General features: G+C 67.0%; 25 protein-coding genes. 18 read left to right on the top strand and 7 right to left on the bottom strand.

Translation table 11 applies throughout. From position 1 onward, the window contains the following. Window positions 1-37: 37 nt before the first annotated feature. Window positions 38-754, top strand: a complete 717-nt coding sequence (locus H7J93_RS21090; RefSeq protein WP_267308251.1) for an NUDIX hydrolase — start codon at window positions 38-40, stop codon at window positions 752-754. Window positions 755-773: 19 nt separating this feature from the next. Here H7J93_RS21090 and H7J93_RS21085 read toward each other — a convergent pair whose 3' ends face one another. Then, on the bottom strand, window positions 774-1130 hold the full coding sequence (locus tag H7J93_RS21085; RefSeq protein ID WP_267308250.1) for a cupin domain-containing protein: 357 nt from the start codon (window positions 1128-1130) through the stop codon (window positions 774-776). A gap of 29 nt (window positions 1131-1159) precedes the next feature. Further along, window positions 1160-3358, bottom strand: coding sequence for an RNA polymerase recycling motor ATPase HelR (helR, locus tag H7J93_RS21080; protein ID WP_267308249.1), 2199 nt, complete (start codon window positions 3356-3358; stop codon window positions 1160-1162). 194 nt (window positions 3359-3552) lie between these two features. Between helR and H7J93_RS21075 the strand changes: the two genes are divergently transcribed. The 9 genes from H7J93_RS21075 to H7J93_RS21035 all read left to right on the top strand — a co-directional run bounded on the left by H7J93_RS21075 (window position 3553) and on the right by H7J93_RS21035 (window position 10368). After that, complete coding sequence (locus tag H7J93_RS21075) at window positions 3553-4722, top strand: metallophosphoesterase (RefSeq protein WP_267308248.1); 1170 nt, start codon at window positions 3553-3555, stop codon at window positions 4720-4722. A 78-nt stretch (window positions 4723-4800) separates the two neighbouring features. Beyond that, window positions 4801-5757 (top strand): oxygenase MpaB family protein, encoded by a 957-nt coding sequence (locus tag H7J93_RS21070; RefSeq protein WP_267308247.1) that lies wholly within the window; start codon window positions 4801-4803, stop codon window positions 5755-5757. Between the two features lie 14 nt (window positions 5758-5771). Continuing rightward, window positions 5772-6359 carry a TetR/AcrR family transcriptional regulator gene (locus tag H7J93_RS21065; RefSeq protein WP_267308246.1) on the top strand — a complete coding sequence of 196 codons (588 nt, stop codon included), beginning with the start codon at window positions 5772-5774 and terminating at the stop codon, window positions 6357-6359. A gap of 85 nt (window positions 6360-6444) precedes the next feature. Then, window positions 6445-7200 carry an SDR family oxidoreductase gene (locus H7J93_RS21060; protein WP_267308245.1) on the top strand — a complete coding sequence of 252 codons (756 nt, stop codon included), beginning with the start codon at window positions 6445-6447 and terminating at the stop codon, window positions 7198-7200. A gap of 31 nt (window positions 7201-7231) precedes the next feature. Further along, the gene (locus H7J93_RS21055) at window positions 7232-7897 is read left to right on the top strand and encodes a nitroreductase (protein WP_267308244.1); all 666 of its coding nucleotides are present in this window, start codon (window positions 7232-7234) and stop codon (window positions 7895-7897) included. A 92-nt stretch (window positions 7898-7989) separates the two neighbouring features. Then, complete coding sequence (locus H7J93_RS21050) at window positions 7990-8439, top strand: carboxymuconolactone decarboxylase family protein (RefSeq protein ID WP_267308243.1); 450 nt, start codon at window positions 7990-7992, stop codon at window positions 8437-8439. A gap of 137 nt (window positions 8440-8576) precedes the next feature. Beyond that, a complete protein-coding gene (locus tag H7J93_RS21045; protein WP_267308242.1) occupies window positions 8577-9185 on the top strand; it encodes a sigma-70 family RNA polymerase sigma factor in 609 nt (202 codons plus the stop codon). A gap of 218 nt (window positions 9186-9403) precedes the next feature. Then, the gene (locus H7J93_RS21040; RefSeq protein ID WP_267308241.1) at window positions 9404-9751 is read left to right on the top strand and encodes an antitoxin Xre/MbcA/ParS toxin-binding domain-containing protein; all 348 of its coding nucleotides are present in this window, start codon (window positions 9404-9406) and stop codon (window positions 9749-9751) included. Next, window positions 9748-10368 (top strand): RES family NAD+ phosphorylase, encoded by a 621-nt coding sequence (locus H7J93_RS21035; protein ID WP_267308240.1) that lies wholly within the window; start codon window positions 9748-9750, stop codon window positions 10366-10368. Before H7J93_RS21040 ends, H7J93_RS21035 begins: the two co-directional genes overlap by 4 nt. A gap of 68 nt (window positions 10369-10436) precedes the next feature. On the opposite strand, the gene H7J93_RS21030 is transcribed toward H7J93_RS21035, so the two are convergent. Further along, complete coding sequence (locus H7J93_RS21030; RefSeq protein ID WP_267308239.1) at window positions 10437-11912, bottom strand: protein adenylyltransferase SelO; 1476 nt, start codon at window positions 11910-11912, stop codon at window positions 10437-10439. Window positions 11913-12034: 122 nt separating this feature from the next. Between H7J93_RS21030 and H7J93_RS21025 the strand changes: the two genes are divergently transcribed. Genes H7J93_RS21025 through H7J93_RS21005 form a run of 5 tightly spaced genes read left to right on the top strand, consistent with a single transcriptional unit; the run spans window position 12035 to window position 19333 of the window. Next, window positions 12035-12928 (top strand): mycobacterial-type methylenetetrahydrofolate reductase, encoded by an 894-nt coding sequence (locus tag H7J93_RS21025; RefSeq protein WP_267308238.1) that lies wholly within the window; start codon window positions 12035-12037, stop codon window positions 12926-12928. 11 nt (window positions 12929-12939) lie between these two features. Then, window positions 12940-16872 (top strand): ATP-dependent RNA helicase HrpA, encoded by a 3933-nt coding sequence (hrpA, locus tag H7J93_RS21020; RefSeq protein WP_267308237.1) that lies wholly within the window; start codon window positions 12940-12942, stop codon window positions 16870-16872. 38 nt (window positions 16873-16910) lie between these two features. After that, window positions 16911-17720, top strand: coding sequence for a glutaminyl-peptide cyclotransferase (locus H7J93_RS21015; protein WP_267308236.1), 810 nt, complete (start codon window positions 16911-16913; stop codon window positions 17718-17720). Between the two features lie 40 nt (window positions 17721-17760). After that, window positions 17761-18183 carry a PPOX class F420-dependent oxidoreductase gene (locus H7J93_RS21010; RefSeq protein ID WP_267308235.1) on the top strand — a complete coding sequence of 141 codons (423 nt, stop codon included), beginning with the start codon at window positions 17761-17763 and terminating at the stop codon, window positions 18181-18183. Window positions 18184-18208: 25 nt separating this feature from the next. Next, a complete protein-coding gene (locus H7J93_RS21005) occupies window positions 18209-19333 on the top strand; it encodes an FAD-dependent oxidoreductase (RefSeq protein ID WP_267308234.1) in 1125 nt (374 codons plus the stop codon). Here H7J93_RS21005 and lipE read toward each other — a convergent pair whose 3' ends face one another. The 3 genes from lipE to H7J93_RS20990 all read right to left on the bottom strand — a co-directional run bounded on the left by lipE (window position 19334) and on the right by H7J93_RS20990 (window position 21637). Beyond that, the gene (gene lipE / locus H7J93_RS21000; protein WP_267308349.1) at window positions 19334-20590 is read right to left on the bottom strand and encodes a lipase LipE; all 1257 of its coding nucleotides are present in this window, start codon (window positions 20588-20590) and stop codon (window positions 19334-19336) included. 2 nt (window positions 20591-20592) lie between these two features. Next, window positions 20593-21126 (bottom strand): Rv1352/Rv1906c domain-containing protein, encoded by a 534-nt coding sequence (locus H7J93_RS20995; RefSeq protein ID WP_267308233.1) that lies wholly within the window; start codon window positions 21124-21126, stop codon window positions 20593-20595. A gap of 106 nt (window positions 21127-21232) precedes the next feature. After that, window positions 21233-21637, bottom strand: coding sequence for a heme-binding protein (locus tag H7J93_RS20990; protein WP_267308232.1), 405 nt, complete (start codon window positions 21635-21637; stop codon window positions 21233-21235). A 289-nt stretch (window positions 21638-21926) separates the two neighbouring features. Between H7J93_RS20990 and H7J93_RS20985 the strand changes: the two genes are divergently transcribed. Continuing rightward, window positions 21927-22340 carry a VOC family protein gene (locus tag H7J93_RS20985; protein ID WP_267308348.1) on the top strand — a complete coding sequence of 138 codons (414 nt, stop codon included), beginning with the start codon at window positions 21927-21929 and terminating at the stop codon, window positions 22338-22340. Window positions 22341-22342: 2 nt separating this feature from the next. Further along, window positions 22343-23176, top strand: a complete 834-nt coding sequence (locus H7J93_RS20980) for a rhomboid family intramembrane serine protease (RefSeq protein ID WP_267308231.1) — start codon at window positions 22343-22345, stop codon at window positions 23174-23176. 13 nt (window positions 23177-23189) lie between these two features. Here H7J93_RS20980 and H7J93_RS20975 read toward each other — a convergent pair whose 3' ends face one another. Beyond that, window positions 23190-25103: a potassium transporter Kup gene (locus tag H7J93_RS20975; protein WP_267308230.1), complete on the bottom strand. Its 1914-nt coding sequence runs from the start codon at window positions 25101-25103 to the stop codon at window positions 23190-23192. A gap of 88 nt (window positions 25104-25191) precedes the next feature. On the opposite strand from H7J93_RS20975, the gene H7J93_RS20970 reads away from it, so the two are divergent. Continuing rightward, window positions 25192-26010, top strand: coding sequence for a hypothetical protein (locus H7J93_RS20970; protein ID WP_267308229.1), 819 nt, complete (start codon window positions 25192-25194; stop codon window positions 26008-26010). Window positions 26011-26013: the final 3 nt, after the last annotated feature.

The raw sequence follows: 26013 nt of genomic DNA, 5'->3' as shown, positions 1-26013 counted from the left end.
CGGCGGGGGACCGCCCCCGCCTGCATATGGTCAGGCGGTGACTGTCAGCTACGACGAGGCGCTCCGGGAACGCGTCCGCGCCCATCTCGCGCGGCACGATCGCCGTACCGTGACCGACCCGACCAAACGGCACGCCGCCGTCGCCGTGGTCCTCGTCGACTCGGTGCTGGGGGAGGATCGCGTCGACCCCGCGCCGGTCGACGACTGGATCGACGGCCGGCCGATGCCCGGGAACCTGGACGGCCGCATGGTCGACGTTTCGGGCGGCGCCGCATTTCTGTTGTGCCGCAGGGCATCACGGCTCTCGTCGCACGCGGCGCAGTGGGCGTTGCCCGGTGGCCGGCTCGATCCCGGCGAGGACGCCGTCGACGCGGCGCTGCGCGAACTGGACGAGGAGGTGGGCGTGACGCTGCCCCACTCGACCGTGCTGGGCTTCCTCGACGATTACCCGACGCGGTCCGGTTACGTGATCACCCCGGTGGTGATCTGGGGTGGCGGACGGCTCGACTTACGCCCCGCACCCGAGGAGGTGGTGGCGGTCTACCGCGTCGGGCTGCATCAACTTCAGCGCGACGATTCGCCGCGCTTCATCACCATCCCGGAGAGCCCGCGCCCCGTCGTGCAGATCCCGCTGGGCAACGACCTGATCCACGCACCCACCGGTGCGGTGCTGCTGCAGCTGCGATGGCTGGGCCTGGAGGGCCGCCACGATCCGGTCGACGAGCTCGAACAGCCCGTCTTCGCGTGGAAGTAGCGGGACTGAAGTAGCGCTCTCAGCCTTCGGGGTAGAAGACGAACAGCACGCAGCCGGTGACCGACTGCGGAACATGCCACGAACCGGCAGGTGCGTGCAGGAAGGTGCCGGCCGGGTAGTCCTGCACCCCGTCGTTCAGCACGCCTGACACCACGAAGACCTCCTCCGGACCGGGACCGTGGTGGTCTTCCGTGCCCCACACCGCACCCGGTTCGAGCTCGGTGATGAAGGCCTTGGCACCGTTGTCGCCCTCCCACAACGGCTTGACGGTGATGCCGGGGAACACCGGAATCGGGGCAACGTCGTCGGCCAGGGTCCACGCGTATCCGGGGGCATTGGGTCCGAACTGCGAGAGGTCACCTTTGAGGTCGCTCATGTTCGAGCACAACCAGGATGGCGCGGCAGCTATTTCGCCAGAGCCTCACGAGATCGGACGAGTCCGGTCAGCGCGGTCGGCAAGGGAGCGCGGTGCAGGATGCCAAGGCGCTGCGTGGCGCGCGTCAGTGCGACGTACAGCTCGGCCGCCCCGCGCGGCCCCGCGGCGAGGATCCGGTCCGGATCCACCACCAGCACGGCGTCGAATTCCAGGCCCTTCGTCTGCGACGGCGGCACCGCACCGGGAACATCCGGTGGCCCGATCACCACGCTGGTACCTTCGCGCTGCGCCTCGTCATCGACGAATTCCTGGATAGCGGAAGGTAATTCGTCATCGGTGACCTGGCGCGACCACGGCGGCACTCCGGATGCGCGGACCGATTCCGGCGGCCGGATGTCGGGGGCGAACTCCGCGAGCAGCGCGGCGGCGACGTCCATGATCTCCGCAGGCGTTCGGTAGTTCACCGACAGTGAGCGGTAGACCCACCGCCCCGACACATACGGCTCGAGCATCGAGTCCCAAGACGTCGCACCCGCGGCCGAGCGGCGCTGGGCCAGATCGCCGACCACGGTGAAGGACTTGCTGGGGCAGCGTCGCATCAGCACCCGCCAGTCCATCTCCGAGAGCTCCTGCGCCTCATCGACCACGACGTGCCGGTACGTCCAATCCCGGTCTGCGGCAGCACGTTCGACGAGTTCACGGGTATCGCGCTCGATGAAGCGCTCGGCCAGATCCTCGGCGTAGAGGAGGTCCTGAGCCAGCAGGTGGTCCTCGTCGTCCATCAGGTCCTCGCGACTGACCAGCAGGTCCAGGACGCCTGCGGCGTACGCGGCCTCCGCGTTGCGTTCCCGTGCGGCCGCATCGTCGGCCGGTTTGTCACGGCCCAGCAGGTCAACCAACTCGTCGAGCAGCGGGACGTCGGAGACGGTCCACGCCTGGCCGTCGGCGCGGTACAGCACCGGGTCGGCGTGCGCGGCACGTAACCGCTCGGGTGACTCGTAGAGCTCGGCGAGCAGGGTCTGCGGCGTGAGGATCGGCCAGAGCTCGTCGAGTGCGGCGGCGAACGCGGCGTGGTCGGCGAGCTCGTCGATCAGGCTCGTGCGCAGCTGTTCCCAGGCGTCGCGATCGTCGCGGCTCAGCCAGCCCTTGCCGATCCGCGCGATCGCCCGCTCGGTCAGGACGTACGTGATGATCTCCGTGAACACCTCGCGCGCCTCGTTGTGTGGTCGCCCGCTCGAGCGCGCCTCGTCGCGCGCCCACTCGGCGGTTTCGGCGTCGATGCGCACCGTGACGTCTGACAGCTCGATCGGCACCGGATCCTTCGGCAGCCGTTGCCGATCGGCGATCGCGGCCGCCAGCACGTCGAGCATCTTCAACGAGCCCTTGACCCGCGCCACCTCGTCGGAGTCCTCGGCGCTGACGTGCAGTCCCGGCACGAGGTCGCCGACGGTCATGAACACGACGTCGGACTCGCCAAGCGAGGGGAGCACGCGGCCGATGTGGTTCAGGAACGCCGCGTTGGGCCCGACCACGAGGACGCCGTGGCGTTCCATCTGCTTGCGCTGGGTGTAGAGCAGGTACGCGACGCGGTGCAGCGCCACCACGGTCTTGCCGGTGCCGGGCCCGCCTTCGATCACCAGCACGCCGGGGTGGTCGAGCCGGATGATCTCGTCCTGCTCGGCCTGGATCGTCGCGACGATGTCCCGCATGCCCTCCCCGCGCGGCGCGTTGACCGCGGCCAGCAGCGCGGCGTCCCCGCGTTCGTCGCCGGTGGGCCGGCCCAGGACCTCGTCGGTGTAGTCGACGATCCGTCGGCCGCGGCTGAGGAATTGGCGGCGTCGGCGCATGTTCTCCGGATGCGCGGCGGTCGCGACGTAGAACGCGCGGGCGGCGGGTGCACGCCAATCCAGCAGCAGCGGCTCGTATTCGTTGTCGTCATCGAGGATGCCGATGCGGCCGATGTACAACCGCTGGCCGGTGACGCTGTCGAGCCGGCCGAAGCACAGTCCGCTGTCGGCCACGTCCAGCCGCGCGGCCTGTTTGGCCAGCGCGCGCACCTCGACGTCGCGCGCCACCAGGGTGCCGCCGTCCATGCGGTCGATCGGACCGCTCAACGCGGCGCTGTATTTGGCCTTGACCCGTGCGCGCTCGGCGTCGAGTCGGGCATACAGCCCGTCCACATAGCTCTGCTCTGATTGCAGTTCGTCGTCGTAGTCCTGAGTTGACACACGCCCCCAATTGCCGTTCGGACCTAGGCGACAGATTGTGCGGCATGACCGGGGCCTTGCCGCAAGCCCCGGTACCCGCTATACGTTGGAGGTGGAAGGGGTTCGCCTTCCATTCTGGTCTCTGGATGACGCCAACGCATTGGCTGTCTCCTTACCCGATCCAAAGAATCGCCGGTCTGCATAAGCTGGCGCCAATGTTCTTCGTCTTGCTGGCCACGGTTCTGGCGCTGATGAACGCCTACGTGTGGAAGCGGTTGATCAAGGACACCACCCGGCCGGGACGCACCAGATGGGTCTTCACGGCCATGCTCCTCGGCCTCGCGGTCCTGCTAATCGCGGCGGTCGTCATGCCGCGCGTCACCGGTGTGCGCGGGTCGGCCTGGTACGCGTGGCCGGGCCTGGTGTGGCTGGGTCTGCTCGTCTACCTGTTCCTGACGCTGCTCGTGCTGGAACCGGTTCGACTCGCGTTGCGCGGTTGGGTCAAGCGGCAACCGAAAGAGACAACCGCCGTCGACGACGCACCGCCACCGGCGTTGAACCGCAGGATGTTCCTCGCCCGCGCCAGCGCGGTGGCGGCCGGAGCCGCGTCGGTGGGCCTGGTCGGTGTCGGCGCCGCGACCGGCATGGGACCGCCCGCCCTGCTTCAGGTTCCGGTGCGCCTGCGCAGGCTGGATCCCGCGTTCGGAGGCTTTCGCATCGCGCTGGTGTCCGACATTCATCTCGGGCCGCTGGCCGGCCGCGCGCACACCGAGCGCATCGTCGACATCATCAACGGGGCGAAGCCGGACCTGGTGGCGATCGTGGGTGACCTCGTGGACGGCACGGTCGCCGAACTCGGCTCCGCAGCCGCACCGCTGCGGGACCTGGTCGCTCCCGAGGGGGCGTTCTTCGTCACCGGCAACCACGAGTACTTCAACGACGACACCGACGCCTGGCTGACCGAACTGGACAGGTTGGGCGTGCACCCGCTGCGCAACGAGAACACCGTGATCCGGCGGGGTGGCGCGGCGTTCGATCTCGCAGGCGTCACCGACATCGCCGGGCGCAGACGCGACGACCCGCCCGATTTCGACCGCGCGCTGGACGGGGTGGACGGGTCCCGTCCGACGATCCTGCTGGCGCACCAACCGGTGCTGGTGTCGCAAGCCGCCGCCCGCGGCGTGGATCTGCAGCTGTCCGGGCACACCCATGGCGGTCAGATATGGCCGTTCCACTACGTCGTCAGGATGGTGCAGCCGTCGCTGGCCGGCCTGTCGACCGTCGACGACACCCAGCTGTACGTCACCAGAGGTGCCGGGCTCTGGGGTCCGCCGGTGCGGATCGGGGCGCCGCCGGACATCACGGTGGTGACGCTCGAGCCGTAGCGCGCGTCTGGTGACGGACCATTGACATGTTGACACAAAGAGCTAGCCTTTGTGTCAAGCCGCGCATCGGAGGGCCAAATGGTCGCAACTGCCGAGACAACTTCCACGTACGACACCGAATCGGTGCGGCCGAAAGTCCTCAGGGAATTCCGCAAGCACAGCGGCAGCGTCTTCGGCGGCTTCTTCGGCGCGGCGGCGTTCGATGAGGTCGCCCTGGTCCCGGTCGCGGCGGCGGTGGACAGGACCGGGCGCTTTGCGGCCAATTTCGCCGACCGCGGTGTGCGCAGCGGCTTTTCGGCCTTCCTGGCCATTTGGGGTGACGCCGCCGATCGTGTTGCCGAAGCCGATCGGCTCAAGATGATGCACCGCGAGGTCCACGGCCAGGGAGTCGGAGACTTCGCCGACGTGCGCTACAGCGCGCTCGATCCGAAGCTGTGGAACTGGATCGCGGTCAGCGGAATGTTCTTGGTGCTCAACTCCTTCACACCGTGTACGGGCATCGTGCTGAACGAGGCCGAGCGTGAACTCGCCTACGAGCAACTACTCGACGCGTTCGGCGCGCTGGAACTGCCCGGGAAGAACGCGAAACTGCCAGCCACGTACGCCGACGCCGTGGACTACTACGACACGATGGTGCGGAATGAACTGCAGGAGAACAGTTTTCTGCAACGTGTCACCGCCGATCTGACCCGCTTACCGCTGCCGACCGTCGTGCTGCCCGCACCGTTGCGCCGGGTGCTGACACCGCCGTGGATGGTTCTGCGCCCCGTCGCAGGTCACGTCGTCAAGGTGTGCTCGTTCGGCATCCTGCATCCCGGAATCCGGGAGTTGACCGGTTTCAAGTGGGAACCGCGCCATGACCTGGAGTTCGCGCTGTACTGCCGGATGCTGCAGCTGGCCTGGCGCGTCCTGCCCGACCGGCTGTTGCTGATCCCGTTGGCGCGCAACCGAATCGAATATGAGAAGCTCGTGCATGTGCATCGCTCGGTTGCACTCGATTCGTTCGCGCCTCCTCCCGGCTGCCCCGCAGGCTGACCTGGGCTGCCCGGATGCGACGGCTACGCACCAACGCCAGTCCCACCCAACAGGAGGCCGCGATCCTGAAGGCCGCCGCCGAAGAGGTGGCGCTCGTCGGGGTCGGCCGGCTGAGCATGGAGGTGATCGCCCGCCAAGCCGGTGTCAGCAGGAGCACCCTGTACCGCCGCTTTCCCAGCCGCGACGCGCTGATCACCGAGCTGGGCAGACAGACCTTCGAATTCGCGATGGCGCGGCTGCAGACCGTGGCGATCGACAACGGTCCGCAGGAAGCCGCGGTCGCGGCGTTCCGCGAGGGTGTCCGGCTGCTCACCGGTGAGCCGGTGATGCGCAGGTTCCTGCAACTCGACGGCGACTTCACTGCGACGACCGGAATGTTCGACGAGGCCCGAACTTTTCTGATCAGCGCGTCGACCGCGATGGCGAAGGCGCTGCGTGCGGCGGGTGCAAAGATGCCCGACCACGACCTCCTCGCGGTGGCCGACCTGCACATCCGGCTGGCCGCATCGCTGGTTCAGGTCAGCTCCCCGGTGCTCGACGTCACCGACGAGGATGCGGTGGCGGCCTACGCCAGGATGCACCTGGCACCGCTCGTGTCCTGAACGCGCCGCCCTGTCACAGAACCGCCGCCTTCCCGGTCATAGGTGTGACGGGATCGAACGGGATCGACCAACAGGAAGGCACATCATGAGAATCGTCGTCATCGGTGGCACCGGGATGGTGGGCAGCAAGCTCGTGCACAACTTGAGCGAACGGGGCCACGACGTCGTGCCGGCCGCTCCGTCGACCGGCGTCAACACGTTCACCGGCGAGGGCCTGGCGGACGTACTGGCCGGCGCCTCGGTAGTCGTCGACGTGTCGAATTCCCCGACGCTCGACGATGCGGCCGTGGACTTCTTCCGCACGGCGACGGCCAACCTGCTCGCCGCCGAGAAGGACGCCGGAGTGCAGCATCATGTCGCGCTGTCCGTCGTCGGCACCGATCAGCTGGCCCTGCAGAGCGGCTACTTCGAGGCGAAGCTGTTGCAGGAGAAGCTGATCAGCGAAGGGTCCATCCCCTTCACCATCGTGCATGCAACGCAGTTCTTCGAGTTCATCAACACTCTCGCGGATTCCGCGACCGAGGGGGACACGGTACGGATGCCACCGGCGTACTTCCAGCCGATGGCAGGCACCGATGTCGCCGAAGGTGTCGCGAGAGCAGCGGTCGGAGAGCCGGCGAACGGCATCGTCGAAATCGGTGGGCCACAAGCCTTCCGGCTGCCTGACGCCATCAGGATCGCGTTGACGGCGCGAGGCGACACCCGCGAGGTCGTCGCCGACCCCGAGTCCAAGTACTGGGGCATCGCACTCGAGGAGCGCACCCTGGTCCCCGGCGAAGGCGCCACGCTGTTCGACACCAGGCTCGAGGACTGGCTCCTCGAAGCGGTCGCGAGAACCTAACCACACAAGAGAAGAGAAGAAGGGCAGGGCGATGGACGTCTACGAGGCGGTCGCAACGCGAAGGGCGGTGCGAGGCTTCACCGACGAACCCGTATCCAGGGAAGTGATCGAACGTGTGCTGAACGCCGCGGCATGGTCACCGTCCGGATCCAACATCCAGCCGTGGAACATCTACGTGGTCACCGGCGAGCCGCTGGAGCAGCTCAAGAAAGTCGCCACCGAGCGGGTGGCCGCCGGTGACCCGTGGGATGACCGCGAGTACGTGATGTATCCGCCCGACCTCAAATCTCCGTACAACGAACGCCGCTCGGCGTTCGGCAGGGACCGCTACAGCGCGCTGGGCGTTGCGCGGGAGGACTGGGAGGCGCGCACGCGGGCCGCGATCGCGAACTGGGACTGCTTCGGCGCGCCCATGGCCCTGTTCTGCTACATCGACCGCGACCTGGGCATGCCCCAATGGTCGGACGTCGGGATGTATCTGCAGACCGTGATGCTGCTGCTGCGCGCCGAGGGCCTGCACAGCTGTCCGCAGATGGCGTGGTCGCAGGTCCGCAAGTCGGTCGACGCCGTGACCTGCCCTCCGCCGGAACTCATGTTGTTCTGCGGCATGTCGATCGGCTACGAGGACCCGACGGTCAACTACGTCCGCAACGCCCGCGCGCCGCTCGACGAGAACGTCACGTTCATCGAGGGGTAACCGGAAACTACGGACTTACCAGGGTCCGCCGGCTCGGTGAGCCTGCCAGGCTGATGTCACACGTAAGACATCAGCACTGGAGGTTCACTGACATGTCCCAACGAATCAACTACAACGAGGTCGCGCCCCGTGGCGTGAAAGCGCTTGCGGGCGTACACGTCTACGTCAGTCAAACGGGACTCGCACCGGCGCTGATCGCCGCGGTGAACCTGCGGGTCTCGCTGATCAACGGCTGCGCCTACTGCATCGACATGCACTCCCGCGAACTGCGTGACCTCGGTGTCTCCAACGAGAAGATCGCCCTGGTACCCGTCTGGCACGAAGCGGACGACCTGTTCGATGCCCGCGAGAAGGCAGCGCTGGCATGGGCGGAAACGGTGACCCATGTGGCGACGACGGGTGTTCCCGACAGTGCGTACCAAGACGTGTCGGCGCACTTCGACGAGAAGGAACTCGTCGATCTGACAATCGCGATCGGGCTGATGAACGCCTACAACCGGATGGCGATCAGCTTCCGCTCGGTGCCCGCGGCCGCGAGTTAGTCCCGGGCACCCGATTCACTACGGACTACGGATTCCCGACTACGGATTTGCAAGGGTCCGCTTCCGGTCCCCGGCGACAAGGCTCATTGACTAGAGCCAACTTGAGAAGTCAAACGCCGAGCACCTGGAGGTCCACCATGAAGATCGTCACCAGCACGCCCGAGGCCGACGCAGATCTCGCCGCGCGCTTCGCCTGTGCGGCAGAACCCCTTTTCAACGTCCTGTCCAGGGGCGCCCGGCGGCTGACCCGCTGCGACGCGGACGCCGAGGACCTACTGCAGGACGCACTGATGCACGCCTACGCGGGATTCGACAGTTTCGCCGACGGGACCAACTTCAAGGCGTGGATGTTCCGGATCCTCTACAACCGATGGGTGAGCGGGTACCGGGCCAAACAGCGCCGGCCGTCCGAGGTCGCCCTCGACGAGGTCACCGACTGGGAGTCCACCGGGGGTGCCCGGCACGTGTCCGAAGCGCCCCGCTCCGCCGAGGCCGAGTTCCTGGATGCGTTGCCGGACAACGAACTCAAGGCCGCCCTGGCGACCCTGCCCGATGGTGCGCGCACAGCGATCTACTACGCCGACGTCCTGGAGTACACGTACGCCGAGACCGCCGTCGTGATGGACATCCCGATCGGTACGGTCATGTCCCGGGTCGCCCGCGGCAGGAAGCGGCTGCGGTTTGCGCTGGCTCATCTGGCCGTCGGCAAGGCCGATGTCTTCTCAGCCGAACCCGATATCGCATAGGGCGGGTCGGGGTCACGTGCCGATGACGTCGGCAACGACATCGCCGTCCTGGTGTGACCGCTTTATAGCGATTTCATCTCCGAACGCGACAAGGGTGCGGATCGCTGAAGCTGTTGTGGACGTCAACCGCATCGCGAGCATGGCCTCAGCCGTTGCCGCGCCGACCGCAAACCGGTAGTCTATGCGGTAGTAATACCGGAAGTATAAGAGGAACTCTCATGGCAGTGACATTAGAACGGGCCGTCGAAGCGACAGAGATCGTCGACGCCCTGAAGGACTTTGGCGTCACCCAGGTCGACGTTGCCGCCGTGACACAGGTGTCTGACCGCGCGGTACGCGGATGGCGCCACAGCGACATCCGACCAGATCGCTACGATCGCCTCGCGCAGCTGCGTGATCTGGTTCTCCTGCTCTCAGACTCGCTGACGCCGCGAGGTGTCGGCCAGTGGCTGCACGCCAAGAACCGCATTCTCGGCGGTCAGCGCCCGGTCGACTTGCTCGCCGAGGACCGCTATGAGGAAGTTCGCAGCGCCGCCGAAGCGTTTATCGAGGGCTCTTACGTGTGAATGTTGGCGCAGTTGCAACTGCGCCCGGCCGAACGCTGACGGGCACCTACTGGCACCAGGGCGCGGCAGGACGTCCTGTTACTTCCTGCGCGGATCCCGCGCTCGGGCCCGGCCGCTATCACCGTCAAGGTGAACCCGGGGTTTGGTACGCCTCCAACCAGGAGCAAGGGGCGTGGGCGGAGTTCTTCCGCCACTTCACCAATGAAGGAATCGACCCGTTCGAAGTGCGCCGCCGTGTCGGTCGGGTATCCGTCGACCTGCGCGTCCTCGACCTCACGGACAAAAAGATGCAAGCACGTCTCGGCGTGGACGAGGACGACCTGGTCTCAGATAACTGTGCCCTCACCCAGGAAATCGCCTATGCGGCTCGTGAAGCTGGATTTGACGCAGTACTTGCTCCGGCTGCGGCATTGCCAGGTTGTCAAACACTTGCAGTGTTCTGTCACGCGCTTCCAAAGGTCACTGCCGATCGCTCGGAGGTTCGTCAGCCTCCGCCGCGCATTGCTGATCTTCTCCCGATGATTCGACCTCATGAAGATGTCCCGGATGCAGTCCTCCGACTGCTCAAGACGCTTGAAAGTGCCGGCGCCGAAGCCATTCGGCGGTTACGTCGCTGAACTCCCCGACGCGACTTCTGAAAGTGCGGATTCCCCTTCGGGGCGTGAAGGCCGACCGCAGCCGCGGGTCACGTCCCGCAGAACGTTCGGTAGTTGCCGAACTCCTCGGGCGCGGGTTCGGCATAGCGCTCGAGGCCGGGACGCTCGTCGAACGGCGAGCCGACCGCTTCCAGAAGCCCATTCAGTGGACCGAGGTCGCCGCCGGTCGCTGCCTCCAAGGCCTCCTCGACGAGATGGTTGCGCGGTATGTAGACCGGATTGACGGCGTCCATCTTCGACGGATCCGGGTTCAGGGCACGCCAGCGGTCCAGCCAGGCGTCGAACCCCGCGAGGTCGACGAACATCCCGCGCACCGGCTCGGCGTCGCCGCGCGCGGCCCGGCCGAGGTGACGGAAGAACGACGTGAAGTCGACGTGGTTGGCCGCCAGCAGCGAGAGGCCGTCGTTCATCAACGGCGTCGCCACGTCGTCGGGGACATCGTCGGCCACACCGAGCTTGGCCCGCATCCCCGCCGCCAGCGCGGTCGACAGCTGCCCACCGAATCCGGTGAGGCGCTGCTGGGCCAGTTCGACGGCGCGGTCCTGATCGGCGTCGATCAGCGGCAGCAGCGTCTCGGCGAACCGGGCCAGGTTCCACCCGGCGATCGAGGGCTGGTTGCCGTACGCGTAGCGGCCCCAGGAATCGATCGAGCTGAACACCGTCTCCGGGTCGTAGGCGTCCATGAACGCGCACGGGCCGTAGTCGATGGTCTCGCCCGAGATCGTCATGTTGTCGGTGTTCATCACGCCGTGCACGAATCCGACGAGCATCCACTGCGCGATCAGCGCCGCCTGCGCCGAACCCACGGCGTCGAACAGGGCGAGATACGGATTGTCGGCGTCGGCCGCCTCCGGGTAATGCCGGGCGATCGCATGGTCGGCCAGCCGTCGCAGCAGGTCGACATCTCCGCCGGCCGCGACGTACTGGAAACTGCCGACCCGTAGATGGCTGCGTGCGACGCGGGCGAGCACGGCCCCCGGCAGCGGGGTTTCACGCTGCACGGAACGCCCCGTGGCGACGACGGCCAGCGATCGGGTGGTGGGGATGCCGAGCGCGTGCATCGCCTCGCTGACGATGTACTCGCGAAGCATCGGCCCGACCGCCGCGAGACCGTCCCCGCCCCGCGCGAACGGGGTCGCGCCCGAACCCTTGAGGTGGAGGTCGCGAAGTCCGCCGTCGGCCGTCGTCAGCTCGCCCAGCAACAACGCCCGGCCGTCGCCGAGCCGCGGTACGTAGCCACCGAACTGGTGTCCCGAGTACGCCTGCGCCACCGGTAGCGCACCGGGCGGCACCAGGTTGCCGATGAGGAAACGCACCCCGTCCGGTCCGCGCAGCCACTCCGGTTCGAGGTCGAGTTCGGCGGCCAGCGCCTCGTTGAGAACGAGTAGACGCGGTTGCGGTGCGGGTTCGGCCTGCCAGCGCACGGCCAGCTCGGGTAATTCGCGCGCGAAGCGGTCGTCGAGGGCGATTCCCGGCGCCGAGCCGGTAGCAGGTGCAACGCTCACAGCACCCAGGCTACGGAAGGACACAGGTCTGGTCTGTAAGGTGAGGCTCCCGGCAAATCCATGCGGAGTCATCGTCGACCCGCCCTGTCGAGGAAAGTTCACATTCGATTAGGAGCAGTCCGGTGACGCTCAACACCATCGCGCTCGAACTCGTTCCGCCCAACGTCCAGGACGGGCGTGAGCGGGCGCTGGAGGATGCGCAGAAGGTGCTGAGGTGCTCCGCGGAGACCGGCCTCGAGGGCCGCATCCGGCACGTGATGATCCCCGGCATGATCGAAGAGGACGACGATCGGCCGATCGAGATGAAGCCGAAGATGGACGTCCTGGAGTTCTGGACTGACATCAGGTCCGAGCTGCCCGGTATGAACGGCCTGTGCACCCAGGTGACGGCGTTCCTGGACAAGCCGGCGCTGCGGCAGCGGCTGATGTCGCTGAGCTCGGCGGGTTTCGACGGCATCGCGTTCGTCGGCGTTCCGCGCACCATGAATGACGGCGAGGGTTCCGGTGTCGCGCCCACCGACGCGCTGTCGATCTTCGACGACCTGGTGCCCAACCGCGGCGTGATCCTGATCCCGACCCGCGAGGGTGAGCACGGCCGGTTCAACTTCAAATGCGACCAGGGCGCGACGTACGGCATGACCCAACTGCTGTACTCGGACGCGATCGTCGGATTCCTACGCAACTTCGCCAAGGAAACCGATCACCGGCCCGAGATCCTGCTGTCGTTCGGCTTCGTGCCGAAGGTGGAGACCAACGTCGGCCTCATCAACTGGCTGATCCAGGATCCAGGCAACCCGGCCGTCGCCGCCGAGCAGGAGTTCGTCAGGCAGCTCGCCGCCGCCGAGCCAGCGCAGAAGCGCAAGCTGATGGTCGATCTGTACAAGCGGGTCATCGACGGCGTCGGCGACCTCGGCTTCCCGCTCAGCGTGCACTTCGAGGCCACCTACGGGGTCTCCACCCCGGCGTTCACCACGTTCGCCGAGATGCTCGCCTACTGGTCGCCGGACCAGGCCTGACCCGAGCCGGGATGTCCGAGCCGTCCGTCGCCGAGCTCCGCAAGCGCCTCGACGGCCTGACGATCCGCGACGCGTCGCGTCTCGGCCGTCGCCTCAAGAACCTTCGTGGTGCGGGGCCCGACAAAGTTCGAAAGGTCGCCGAGCAGATCGCCGCGGCGGAAGGTCTCATCGCCACCCGCCTGGCCGCCGTGCCCACGGTCACCTACCCCGATCTGCCCGTCAGCGAGCGGCGCGACGAGCTCGCCAGGGCGATCACCGAGAATCAGGTCGTCATCGTCGCCGGTGAGACGGGTTCAGGAAAGACGACCCAGCTGCCCAAGATCTGCCTCGAACTCGGGCGCGGCATCCGCGGCACGATCGGGCACACCCAACCGCGGCGTCTGGCCGCGCGCACCGTGGCGCAGCGCATCGCCGACGAGTTGGGCACGCCGCTGGGGGAGGCCGTCGGATACACGGTGCGGTTCACCGACCAGGCGAGCGACCGGACCCTGGTGAAGCTGATGACCGACGGCATCCTGCTGGCCGAGATCCAGCGCGACCGGCGGCTGCTGCGCTACGACACCCTGATCCTCGACGAGGCGCACGAGCGCAGCCTCAACATCGACTTCCTGCTCGGCTACCTGCGTGAGCTGCTTCCGCGACGGCCCGACCTCAAGGTGATCGTCACGTCGGCGACCATCGAGCCGGAGAGGTTCGCGGCTCACTTCAACGGCGCGCCGATCGTCGAGGTGTCGGGACGCACGTATCCGGTCGAGATCCGGTACCGGCCGCTCGAAGTTCCTGTCGTGGCCGACGACTCCGACGACCCGGAGGATCCCGACCACGAGATCGTCCGCACCGAGATGCGGGATCAAACCGAGGCCATCGTCGACGCCGTGAACGAATTGACCGCCGAGCCGCCCGGCGATGTCCTGGTGTTCCTGTCGGGTGAGCGCGAAATCCGTGACACCGCAGAGGCTTTACGCCATCTGAAGAACACCGAGGTGCTGCCGCTCTACGCCCGGCTGCCGACCGCCGAACAGCAGCGGGTGTTCCAGCCCAGCAAGAATGTGCGGCGGATCGTGTTGGCCACCAACGTCGCCGAGACATCACTGACGGTGCCGGGCATCCGCTACGTCGTCGATCCGGGCACCGCGCGCATCTCGCGCTACAGCCGTCGGACCAAGGTGCAGCGGTTGCCGATAGAACCGATCTCGCAGGCGTCGGCGGCGCAGCGGGCCGGCCGGTCGGGCCGCACCGCACCGGGTGTGTGCATCCGGCTGTACTCCGAGGATGACTTCGAATCGCGGCCCCGTTACACCGATCCGGAGATCCTTCGCACCAACCTCGCGTCGGTCATCCTGCAGATGGCGGCGCTAGGCTTGGGTGATGAGGGAAATGTAGCGACGTTTCCATTCCTCGACCCGCCTGAGCGGCGCAGCATCCGCGACGGCATCCTGCTGCTGCAGGAACTCGGTGCGTTCGACCACGCTGCCGGAGGCGGCAATCCAACCGGGGCTGGCGCCATCACCGACATCGGCCGCCGGCTGGCGCAACTGCCGGTCGATCCGCGCCTGGGACGGATGATCCTGCAGGCCGACGAAGAGGGCTGTGTGCGCGAGATTCTCGTGCTCGCCGCCGCCCTGTCGATACCCGATCCGCGCGAACGTCCGACCGACCGCGAGGAGGCCGCACGCCAGAAGCACGCCCGGTTCGCCGACGAGCACTCGGATTTCATCTCCTACCTGAACCTGTGGCGCTACCTCGGTGAGCAGCGGAAGGAACTTTCGGGCAACGCATTTCGGCGGATGTGCCGCGAGGAGTTCCTGCACTACCTGCGTATCCGCGAATGGCAGGACTTGACGGGCCAGCTGCGCAGCATCGCCCGCGATCTCGGCATCAGAGAGTCCGACGACCGCGAGCCCGCCGACCCGGCGCGGGTGCACGCGGCGCTGCTGGCCGGGCTGCTGTCCCACATCGGGTTGCGGGAGGGCGAATCCCGCGACTTCCAAGGCGCACGCAACGTGAGGTTCGTGCTCGCACCCGGTTCTGTGCTGACCAAACGCCCGCCGCGCTGGATCGTCGTCGCCGACCTCGTCGAGACGAGCAGGCTGTACGGCCGCATCGCCGCGCGGATTCAGCCGGACACCGTCGAACGCATCGCAGGAGACCTCGTCGCGCGGACCTACAGCGAGCCGCACTGGGACGCCCAGCGCGGCGCGGTGATGGCCTACGAACGCGTCACGCTCTTCGGGCTGCCGCTGGTGCCGCGCCGTCGCGTCGGCTATGCGAACGTCGAGCCCGCGGTGGCCAGGGAGCTGTTCATCCGCCACGCCCTCGTCGAGGGGGACTGGCAGACCCGGCATCACTTCTTCCGTGACAACGCGGCACTGCGCGAGCAACTCACCGAACTCGAGGAGAAGGCGCGGCGCCGGGATCTGATGGTCGGCGACGACGAGATCTACGCGTTCTACGACGCCCGGGTCCCGCCAGAGGCCGTGTCGGCGAGGTACTTCGACGCGTGGTGGAAAAAGCAGCGGCACAAGACACCTGAGCTGCTCACGATGACCCGCGACGACCTGTTGCGCAAGGATGACCCCTCCTCCGATCAGCCCGACACCTGGCACGCTGATGAGCTGTCGCTGCCGTTGACCTACCGGTTCGAGCCGGGTGCTGAGGACGACGGCGTGACGGTGCACGTGCCCGTCGAGGTGCTGGCCCGACTCGGCGGCGACGAATTCAGCTGGCAGGTACCGGCATTGCGCGAGGAACTCGTCACCGCGCTGATCAAGTCGCTGCCAAAGGACCTGCGCCGCAACTTTGTTCCCGCACCGGATACTGCGCGGGCGGTGCTCGCGGCGATCGAGCCGGACGGCGAACCGATACTGCAGGCGCTGCAACGTGAGCTACACCGGTTGACCCGGGTGCTGGTGCCCATCGACGCCTTCGACCTCGACAAGTTGCCTCCGCACCTTCGGGTCACGTTCGCGGTCGAGTCCGACGGCAAGGAGGTCGCCCGCGGAAAGGATCTCGAAGCGCTGCAGGCACAGCTCGCCGCGCCGATCCGGCAGGCCGTCGCCGAGGCGGTGGCCGGCGGGCTCGAGCGGACGGGCCTGCGTGCCTGGCCCGACGACCTCGACGAATTGCCTCGCACCGTCGAGCGAACGAGCGGCGGGCACGCGGTGCGCGGCTATCCGGCGCTCGTCGACGCGGGCGCCGCCGTCGACGTGACGGTGTTCCCCACGGCGGCGGAGCAGGCCGCCGCGATGGCGCCGGGAACCCGCCGGCTGCTGCGCCTGGCTGTGCCGTCGCCCACGAAGAGCCTTGAGCGAGCACTGGATCCACGCGCGCGACTGGTGTTGGGCGCCAACCCGGATGGGTCTCTTGCGGCGCTGCTCGACGACTGCGCCGACGCGGCGACCGACCGGCTCGCACCGGTACCCGTGTGGACCCGCGCCGATTTCACCGCCCTGCGGGATCGGGTCGCCGGGCAGCTGGTGCCGACGACGCAGGCGATCCTGGGCCAGGTCGAGAAGGTACTTGCCGCCGCCCACGAGGTGGATCTCGCATTGCCTGCCGATCCCGTGCTTGCGCAGGCCGACGCGATCGCCGACATCCGCGAACAGCTCGAGCGGCTCATGCCGACGGGCTTTGTCACCATCACCGGGGCAGGCCGGCTCACCGACCTCACCCGCTACCTGACCGCCATCCTGCGTCGGCTCGACCGGCTGCCACACGCGGTCGGGGTGGACCGCGAGCGGATGGCCCGCGTGCATGCGGTCCAGGACGCGCTCGACGACCTCGTTGGCGCACTCTCGCCGACCCGCGCGGCCGCTGACGACATCCGTGACATCGAGCGCCAGATCGAGGAACTGCGGGTCAGCCTGTGGGCGCAACAACTCGGCACCCCGCGGCCGGTGAGCGAGCAACGGATCTATCGCGCGATTGACGGCGTTCAACCGTGAGGCGCGGTCGGGTATCAAATCGGGTATCAATAGGTCCCATGCGCAACGGTGACCGGCGGGTCCGGCGCTCGGTCATCTGGGCTGGGGCGCTGATCGCCTTGGTCGCAGGCTGCGGCGGCGGCCAATCGGCGACCGATGCCTCGAAGGAACCGGTCCCGGTGATCAAACCCGTGATCGTCGAGCAGCTGCCCCACGACACCTCGGCCTGGACCCAGGGCCTGGAGTTCGACGGCCCCACCCTCTACGAGGGCACCGGCGTCGCGGGCCAGTCGCAGCTGCGTGTGCTCGATCCCGAGACAGGCGCCGTCCTGCGTGCCGTCCCGTCGCCCAACAATTACTACGGCGAGGGGATCACCGTCGTCGGCGACCGAATCTGGGAATTGACGTGGCAGAACGGCGTGGCCGTCGAATTCGACAAGGCCACCATGAAGCCGCTGCGGGAGGTGCCGATCAGCGGCGAGGGCTGGGGGCTGTGCAATGCAGGGGACCGGCTCATCCGCAGTGACGGCACCGACCGGCTGAGGTTCCACGACCCGGCCACGTTCGCCGAAACGGGCTCGGTCGCGGTCACGCGCGACGGTCAACCGGTCGCCAAACTCAACGAGCTGGAATGTGTCGACGGCCAGGTGTGGGCCAACATCTGGATGACCAACGAGATCGTGCGGATCGACCCGGAGACCGGCGAGGTGAACGCCGTCGTCGATGCCAGTGAACTGGCCGCCGACGCGGGTGCCGACCGCCAGCGGGTGCTCAACGGTATCGCGCACATCGATGGCGACACGTTCCTGATCACCGGAAAGTACTGGCCCAAGATGTACCGGGTGCGTATCGACGAGCCGTCGGGCTGACCCGGAGTAGGGGGCCCTGCCATCGGGAGTTGCCCACCACATGACCTTTGATCCGCGCACGCTCCTGTCCGAAGCCAGGCTGGGCGTCCTGGCCACCATCAAGGCGAACGGCATGCCGCAGCTGTCCCCGGTGACGCCGTACTACGACCGCGACGCCGACATCGTCTACGTGTCGATGACCGAGGGTCGCGCCAAGACCGCCAATCTGCGTCGGGATCCGCGCGCCGCGATCGAGGTCACCAGCTCCGACGGTTGGGCGTGGGCGACCGCCGAAGGCACCGTGACGCTCACAGGGCCGGGCTCGGATCCGCACGGTCCCGAGGTGGAGGCGCTCGTCGACTACTACCGCAGCGCCGCCGGTGAGCACCCGGACTGGGACGAATACCGGTCGGTGATGGTGTCCGACCGCAGGGTGCTGATGGCGTTGACGGTGCAGCGGGTCTACGGCGAAAAGCTGCGCTGACACCGACCTGTCATGATGACTAGCTGTGAGCCGCAAACGCGTGGTCATCGCCGGGCTCGGAGACAGCGGCGTGCTGACTGCGATCAAACTCGCGAAGCATGCTGACGTCGTCGGGATCTCGAGCAAGCCGGGCCTCGTCAGCGGGCAGGAGCTGGGCTGGCGGCTGTCCCGGCCGGCCGAATGGGCCCGGCACAATTGGATCTCCTTCGACAAGTTCCGCGGCCTGGACCGCGTGCGCACCGTCCAGGGGACGCTGACGGGGGTCGACCTGGCTGCGCGCAAGGTTTTCGTCGACCGCCACGACGGTCTGACCGCCGTCGAACCGTATGACGCGCTGGTGATCTCGACGGGCGTCACCAACGGCTTCTGGCGTCGGCCCGACGTGCAGTCGGCCGACGAGATCGCCGCTGGCCTGCGTACCACCCATGATCGACTGGGGGCCGCGGAATCGGTGATCGTCATCGGTGGCGGTGCGGCAGCGGTGAGCAGTGCCTACAACCTCGCCCGGACGTGGCCGGGGAAACGGGTCGACTTGTACTTCCCCGGTGAGCGCGCGCTGGAACACCACCACATCCGGGCGTGGGAGCGGGTGCAAACCAACCTGATCGAGTACGGGGTCGGACAGCACGCTGGTCACCGCGCAGTGATCCCCGACGGCTTCGAATGCGATGAGATCACCAGTGCACCAGTGGAATTCAGCACTGGCCAGCCGCCCGCATCAGCGGATGCTGTGCTCTGGGCGATCGGTCGTGTCAAGCCCAACACCGGCTGGCTGCCCGCCGAACTTCTCGACGAGCACGGTTTCGTTCGTGTCACCCCGGAACTGCGGGTGCCCGGCCATCCCGGCGTGTTTGCCGTCGGTGATGTCGCGGCCACCGACCCGCTTCGCACGTCGGCCCGAAACCGTGCCGACGGGTTGCTCGCGCGAAACATCCTGGCCGAGTTCGACGGAAAGCCGCTGCGGTCATTCCGTCCCGCGAGTCGGCGGTGGGGTTCGGTGCTCGGTATTCAGCCTGATGGACTGGAGATCTTCGCACCGAACGGGAAGCCGTTCCGATTCCCGGCGTGGGCGTTCGAACGGATTCTGATGGCGTGGATCGTGCGGCGCGGCTTCTATCGCGGCATTCGGGAGAACCAGCCGCTGCCCTGATCAGGCGCGGGGGGCGAACTCGGAGGCGATGAGGTCCAGCAGCGCGGGATAGCGCTTCGCCTCTCGGTGGGAACCGGGCTTGCCGCTGCTGATGAGACCGGCCGCGAGTCCGCGCGCGGGGTCGGCCCACACCGCGATGTTCGTGAGCCCGGTGTGTCCGAACGCGTCGGGTGCGTCCCGGCCGAAGGGGCCAAACCTGCTGGAGCCCAGCATGTATCCGGTACCCCAGCGCAGTGGCACCAGCCCGGTGGCGACGTCGGGGCGAAGCCGTCGGCACTCCTTCACCGCCGCCTTCAGCGTTTCGGACCGCATCACCCGAACGTCGTCGAGTTCGCCGCCCCGGCGCAGGATCTCGGCGAACCGCGACAGCTCGTTCGCCGTCGAGACGGTGTTGGAGGACGGCAGCACACTGGTGAGGTACTGCGGCGAGTTAGAGAACGGGATGATCTTCTGCATCGAGCCGCCGACGGCGAGGCTGAACACCTTCGCCATGGGGGCGGGTAACGGTTTACCGGTGGCGTGGCTGGGCGCGACCAGCGGAACATCTTGGGGCGCAACGCCGTAATTCGTCCAGCGGAAGCCGAGCGGATCCAGGATCTCCTCGGCGAGGATGTCTCGGATGTTCTTCCCGGTGGCCGCCGACACGATTTCACGCATCAGCGGACCCCACGTCAGGCCGTGATAGATGTGCACGAGCCCGGGCCGGTGCAGCGGTTTGATCTCCCCCAGCTTCTCCCGCGTGTACTCGCTGTCGTCCATACGCTTGAGGTCGGGGCGAGGGCCGGTGTAGATCGGGATGCCCGCGCTGTGCGTCATGACGTGCCGGATGGTGGTGCGGTCCTTGCCGTGGCTGGTGTAGGTCGGCAGGTAGTCGCAGACGCGGTCGTCCAGGGAGAAATGGCCGCGCTCGACCAGCATGTGCACCACGGTTGAGGTGATCGCCTTCGCCGCGGAGTACGCGCAGAACGGTGTATCCGTTGTGACAGGGATCTTTTCGGCGTCGGACGGGTCATTCGGCCCGTTTCCCCAGCCGTGGCCGATGGCACGGTTGAGGACGACTTTTCCGTTGTGCCGCAAGCACAGTTGTATCGCCGGGTGCATGCCCGCCTGATACCAGTACCGGGCCGCCTGCCAGATCCGCTCGATCGACGACGGGTCGACCTCCGAGTGGTCCTCCTCGCCGATCGCGGTGACCGAGTCGAGATCGACCGGCACGCGGATGCGGCCGTCGCCGGGCGTGGTTGTCTGGGCGGGGATTGTCAGGGTCCGGGTCTTGGGCCAGTCGGAGCCGACTGCGAAGGGGTCGGCTGCGCTGGGGGTGTTGACGCTGATCCGCCCGCCGGTGGGCCTGACGGCCCGGTCAGGACGAGCTTGCCGAGCGGCCCCAGCACGTCCATCGGGTTGCCCGCTGGGGGCACCGGCTGATTGGTCAACTGCCAGGGTTGGCAGTCGTTGGTCGTGAACGACGTATCGCTGGCCAGAATCTGCACCACCTGCGGTTTCTTGCTCATCGCGTTGTCGACGAGCTGGTCGCCGCTGGTGCGCTTCCAATAGCAGGCCCCGTCGGGAACGGGACCGGCCGAGGCGTAGGTGCCCGGCACGATGTCCTGTCCGACGACAAACGTTCCGTCGGTGTCGATGTTTGTCTTCGGGGCGGGTGGGGGCGCCGCTTCCGCGGACGGGTCAGCTGGGGGCGCCGGCTCTTCGGAGGGCTGCGCATACACCTGACCAGCAGTAACGCCGGCCGCGATGAGCAGCGCCGCGGTGAGCGCAGCGGTTCTCGTCGGCCTCATATCAAGTCAGTCTAAGCGCGGCCGATAAGTGTTACTTCCGGCGACGAAGAACCCGCCGTCACAACGGGCTGGTGACGGCGGGTCCTCCTGGGTCGCTGACTCGGTCTTAGCCGGCCATGAACTGGTCATATGCCGACGCAAGGTCCGGCGGCAGCACGGCCACGCCGCACTGGCTCTGCTTGTCGCCGATCGGGGCCAGAATGCCGCGCAGGTCGTAGTACTCCTGCGGGTTGGCGGTGAAGTAGCCGCGCAGAGTCGTCGCCGCCTGATCGCGGGGCTGGCTGAACGCGGTCGTCACTGCCGCATTGGCGGCCGGGTGATTGGCGAGATAAGTGCGAGCCTCGCCGGTCGCCGTGCTGACGGTGCCCGACACCTCACTGGCGCTGCACCCGGCGGGGGTCGCCATGGCCGACGGTGCGGCGATGGTTGCTAGAGCCAGACCCCCGAGAACCGAACCTGCTGCACAGGCGCCGACGATGCGTCGACGCGCCTGAATATCAGAGAACTTCATGAACCTTTGCTTCCTTCGTTTCGTCGTATCGTTTCGTATTTCCCCCGTTCCCGAAATCCACGGTAGCGAAACAGAAACCACGCAAAGGTGGCTCACAGCGACGGCTCTGCCGGCACTGACGGCGTTACATCCGGCGGACGTGATTCTCACCGCAATTTCGGTGCGATTCGATAAGTCGTCGGGCAGATCGCCTGGCAGATCTTGAAAACTCTCAAGATTTGCCGGGTGCCCTTAATTGATCGTGATTTCGATAGTGACCGAATCGTGACGGGTGCGGGCATGGATCATGGTGGTCGTGAAACTGGATCTGCTCTCACCAGGTATCGAGGTCGGGCTCGTCACGACGAACCTCGAGGCGATGGTCGACTTCTACGAGGGGTTCCTCGAACTCGAGTTTCAGGGTGAGATCGAGTTTCCGGGCGGTTCACAGCGCCGCTACTCACTGGGCGGCAGCGTGCTCAAGCTCGTGACGTTCACTACACCGCCGCCGCTACCCGCGACGCCCGGCGGTGGACGTGCGGCGGCCGGGGTGCGGTACTTCACGATCGGGGTGAAGGATCTGACCGGGCTGTCGAAGGTCTTCGCGGAGTCGCCGTACGAGGTGGTGGAACCACTGACCGAGTTCGAGCCGGTGCCGGGCATGGGATGGATGTTCGTCGCCGATCCCGATGGCAACTGGATCGAACTGTTCGGCACGCTGTAGACATGACGACCCCGGCGCAGACGCCGACCTGCTATCGGCACCCCGACCGCGCGACCTACGTTCGATGCACCCGCTGCAACCGCTACATCTGCCCGGAGTGCATGCGCGACGCCGCCGTGGGGCACCAGTGCGCGGACTGTGTCGGCGAGGGCGCGAAGACGGTGCGGCAGGTGCGGACGCACTTCGGTGGCGCGCCGGTGCGCACGCCGATGGTCACGTACGTACTGATCGCGATCAACGTGGTGATGTTCGGGCTGCAGATGGTGTCGCCGGAACTGCAGCGCGAGCTCGTGCTGTTCTCGCCGGCGGTGGCCGACGGGGAGTGGTATCGGCTGCTGACGTCGGCGTTCCTGCACTACGGCCCGATGCACATCGTCTTCAACATGTGGGCGCTGTATGTGATCGGACCGCCGCTGGAGATCGCGCTGGGCCGGGCGCGGTTCATCGCGCTGTATCTGATGAGCGCACTCGGCGGCTCGGTGGTGGTCTACATGTTGTCGACCCTCGGCGCCCAGACTGCGGGTGCGTCGGGTGCGGTGTTCGGTCTGTTCGGTGCGACGTTCGTGATCGGCAGAAGGTTGAACATGGACACCCGCTGGGTGATCGCTCTGATCGTGATCAATCTCGTCATCACGTTTGTCGTGCCGAACATCAGTTGGCAGGGACACCTCGGCGGTCTGGTCACCGGTGCGGTGATCGCCGCTGCGTACGCGTACGCGCCGCGGAAACACCGGACCGCGGTACAGGCCTCGGCGACGGTCGCGGTGCTCTTGCTGTTCCTGCTGCTGATCTGGTGGCGCACAGCGTCTCTGCTCTCGATGTACGGCGTCGCCTGACCGATAGTTCGAGCTAGACCTCGATGCGGGAGCCGACGATCACCGTCCGGCTCAGCGGGAGACCGAAATGCGCGGCCGCGTCGGCGGTGATGTGCGACGTCGCGATGAACAGCCGTTTGCGCCACGCCGGCATCGTGTGGGCGTCGCCCATGCACAGATCGAGCTTCGACAGGAAGTACGACGCGTTGTCGAGATCGATGGGCCCTTCGGTGTCCTCGGTACTCAGCAGTGCGAGTGCATGCGGGACGTTGGGTCGGTCCATGTAGCCGAAACGCGCTTCCACATGGACGATTCCGTCCTTGGCATAGCCGAGGTCGTCGTGGGTCATGCGCTCGGAGTCCGGCACCCGCGGAACGTTCGCCGTCTCGACCGACACGATGATGACGTGCTCGGCCAGCACGTGGGTGTGATCCACGATCGCCCGCATTGCCAGCGGAGCCGTGTGCTTCCCTCGGTTGAGAAACACCGCCGTGCCCGGGATCCGGACCAACGGCGGGTCCCGGTGCACCAGTTCGTCGACGAACTCGCGTAACGAACCTTCAGCCTTTTCCCTTGCACGCGTGACGATTTTGCGGCCCTTCTGCCATGTCGCCATGACAGTGAAGGTGAGGACGGCGATGGTCAGCGGCAGCCATGCGCCGTGCACCAGCTTGGTGAGGTTGGCGGCGAAGAACATCAGGTCCACCACGAGCAGCAGTCCGCCGCCGACCAGCACGCCCCACAGCGGCCAGCCCCAACGTGTCCGGGCGTAATAGAAGAAGAGCGTGGTGGTGATCGTGATGGTTCCCGTCACCGCCATACCGAATGCGTATGCCAGCGCCGCGGAACTGCGGAACGCGAACACCAGGATCAGCACCGCGATCATCAGCGTCGCGTTGATCCACGGCACGTAGATCTGCCCGATCGTCGACGCCGAGGTGTGTTCGATACGCAGCCTCGGTAGATAGCCGAGGCGGGCGGCCTGCGATGCCACCGAGAACGCTCCGGTGATCACGGCCTGCGATGCGATGACGGTTGCCGCTGTTGCCAAGAGCACCATGGGAATCCGCGCCCACTCGGGGGTCAGGAGAAAGAACGGGGCGGCCACCGTGGACTCGTCGGCCAGCACCAGCGCGCCCTGGCCGAAGTAGTTCAGCGTGCAGGCCGGCAGGACGAGACCGAGCCAGCCGAAGGTGATCGCGCGCCTGCCGAAGTGGCCCATATCGGCGTAGAGCGCCTCAGCACCGGTCACCGCGAGGACGATCGCGGCGAGCGCGAAGAACGCGATGTGGAAGTGGTCGACCATGAAGGTCAGCGCGTAGGTCGGCGACAGCGCCTTGAGGATCTCGGGGTTGTCGACGATGCCGTGGATCCCGCATGCGCCGATCGCGGTGAACCACAGGACCATCACCGGACCGAAGAACCGGCCGACGGTGGCGGTCCCGCGACTCTGCACGGAGAACAGCGTCACGATGATCACCGCGGTGATCGGCACGATGAAGTCTCGAAGGTCGGGGTCGATGACGTTGAGTCCCTCGACGGCCGAGAGCACCGAGATCGCCGGGGTGATCATGCTGTCGCCGAAGAACAGCGCAGCCCCGAACACCCCCGCTGCGGCGAGCATCGCTGCCGTCCGTCGCCCCCTGCGACCTGTCCAGCGCCGCAACAGCGTGATCAGCGCCATGATGCCGCCCTCGCCGTTGTTGTCGGCGCGCATCACCAGGGTGACGTACGTCAGCGTGACGATGATCATCACCGACCAGAAGATCAGCGAGACCACGCCGTAGACGTTGTGGTGGGCCACCGGGACGGGGTGCGGGTCGTGCGGGTTGAACACCGTCTGCAACGTGTAGATCGGGCTGGTGCCGATGTCTCCGAACACGACACCCAGCGCGGCGACGATCACGCCGAGCCGCAACGCCTGAGCGGAGCCCGTCGCTGTCTGCACCCCAAGATCATTGCCGAGTGCGGGCTTGTTTGCGGGTCAACTCGGCGGATGTGTACAACAAGCGTGCACTCGCGACGATGATGGCGATATGGCCGACGGCGACCTCCCAGAACTGGACACGCTGTACGCCGCGAAGCTCGTGGACTTCACCCCGCTGCGCACCAAGCTCGCGGCGGAGGCCAAGAAGCGCGGCGACACCGAGGCTGCGAAACAGATCACGGCGGCACGTAAGCCCACCACCGCGGCGCACGTCGTCAACGTGCTGGCGCTTGACGACCCGGCCGTCCGTCGGCGCCTCACCGAGCTGGGTCAGCAGCTACGCGACGCCCACGCGGGCATGGACGGTGCACGCATCCGCGAGCTGACCGCCGAACAGCGCCGTCTCATCGACGAACTGACGCGTACCGCGTTCAAGAAGGCCTCGGTCAGCGCGCCGACGGCAGCGATGCGCGACGACGTCACCGCCACCCTTCAGGCGGCCATCGCCGATCCCGAGGTCGCCGGACGGCTCGGCCGCCTCGTCAAGGCCGAACAATGGTCGGGATTCGGCGAGTTCGGTGACACCGCAATTGTTTTCAAGCCCACCAAGAGTAAGAGCAAGGTCGAAGAGAAGCCAGCCCCACCGCCGAAGAAAGACGACGACCGCGACAACGAGGAACGTCGCAGAAAGCAGCAGGCCCGCGCGGAACTCGCCGCTGCTGAACGCGCCAAGGCCGAAGCCGACGACGCGCTCGACGAACTCCAGTCCGATCTCGCGACCGCACGGCTACGCCGCGACGATGCGCGCAGGCGGCTGAAGGAGGCCGAAACCGCGCTCACCGCAGCCGAAGACGCCTACGAGCAGGCGAAGCAGAACAGCCGCGACGCAGCGGCAGCCGTCAAGGAAGCAAAGGCGAAACTCAAGTGATTT

It is taken from the genome of Mycobacterium barrassiae, assembly GCF_025822765.1.
Taxonomy (GTDB): domain Bacteria; phylum Actinomycetota; class Actinomycetes; order Mycobacteriales; family Mycobacteriaceae; genus Mycobacterium; species Mycobacterium barrassiae.
Note: the sequence above shows the minus strand (reverse complement) of the source record. Positions and strands in the feature narration are given on the sequence as shown.